The organism is Microbacterium sp. Bi128, from assembly GCF_918698205.1.
Window position 1 is genome coordinate 1 of the sequence record NZ_CAKKMM010001250.1, and the last position, 1,509, is coordinate 1,509.

Sequence of the window (1,509 nt, forward strand, 5' to 3'; positions counted from 1 at the left end):
CGAGGGTCAGCAGCAGTTCTGCGGCCGGCCTCGCGGCCCATTCTTCCTGCCAGCCCGAGCGCAGGACTGCACGGCTCACCGACTGCTCCGTGATTCCGAGTTTCTGTGCCGCTATTTTTTGGCTGCCGTGGGTTCCGTGGGTGTCTTGCCGCACCGAGCGCAGCACGTCCACCACCTTCCATTGCGCCGCGGTCCGGTCCTGGACCAGGCGGCCAATCAGTCGGAGCACCGCCTCCGCATTGGCGCAGGCCCTGGCCCCCTGGGATCCGCTGGCGCCGTCCGCGGCCGTGGTTGCTGCATTTGCATTTGCCCGGCGGCGGTCGCGGCCGGCAACTACGGCGAGGGGAACATGGGCGGCCGCCCCCTTGGCCCGGTCGACGGCGGACCGGGCCGCCACGAAGGCGGGACCGGAGCCTTCGCGCGGGCTGGCGGGCAGCGGCAGGTCCACCTCCCCCACACCGATCCCGACATACCAGCGGCCGCTGCGCAGGGCGTGAAGGGCGATCTCCACCACCTCGTCGGCCCGTTCCACGACGCCCTGGACCTCGTCGCCCACCGAACGCTCAAAGCGCCCGGCGGTGGAGAGTGCGCTGAGCCCCTTCAGGAGGCCGGGGACCCGGTCGATGTCGCCCGTGCTGCCGCGCTGGTCGATTGTCATGACGTACATGACCCCAGCCTAGGGAGCTGATCGGGAATAATCAACCGTTTTCAACTGATTACTTAAAATCAGCCTAAATAGGCTTATGAATGATAGTCAGCGGAATTTGGCTGAAATGCCAGTCTGGCCTATCCGAAGAGGTTGACCGGCTTGACGATGTCGGCGTAGATCAGCAGCGCGCCCATGCCCATCAGCAGCACCGCCACCACATACGTCACCGGGAGCAGCTTGGCGATATCGAAGGCGCCGGGATCCGGGCGGCCGAACAGCTTGGCGATCTGGCGCCGGGCCCCCTCGTACAGCGCGCCCGCGATGTGGCCGCCGTCGAGCGGCAGCAGCGGAATGAGGTTGAAGACGGCCAGGGCGAAGTTGAGTCCGGCCAGCAGACCCACCAGGGCGGCGAAGCGGGACTGCAGCGGGACCTCCTCCATCGCGGCGACCTCGCCGGCCACGCGGCCCACGCCCACCACGCTGATGGGGCCGTTGGGGTCCCGGGGTTCCTCGCTGAAGGCTGCCTTGGCCACACCGGCCACGCGCTCCGGCAGGTTCACCACCACACCGGCGACCTGCTTGATGTTCTCCCCCGCCATGGGCAGCACGGCCGACGCCGGCTGCTGCACGAGTGCCGTCTGGGCGCCGATGCCCAGGAAGCCGACGTCCTGGTATTGGAGGCTTCCGTCAGCGGCCTTGGCCTGGCGGCCGTCGGGACCGACAACCGGGCGGGCGGAGAGCACGGGCGTGACGGTTGTCGAGACGGTGGCGCCGCCGCGCTCCACGGTGATGCTCACCTGCCGGCCCGCCGAGGCGCGGATCCAGCCGGTGAGTTCGTCCCACCTGGCGACGGCCTTGCC

2 protein-coding genes are annotated in these 1,509 nt (G+C 69.0%); both read right to left on the reverse strand.

Annotated features, from left to right (window positions below; translation table 11 throughout):
• Positions 1–667: MarR family transcriptional regulator (locus tag LQV45_RS31725; RefSeq protein ID WP_230011399.1), on the reverse strand; the 667-nt coding region annotated here is incomplete at its 3' end.
• A gap of 119 nt (positions 668–786) precedes the next feature.
• Positions 787–1,509: site-2 protease family protein (locus tag LQV45_RS31730; protein WP_230011402.1), on the reverse strand; the 723-nt coding region annotated here is incomplete at its 5' end.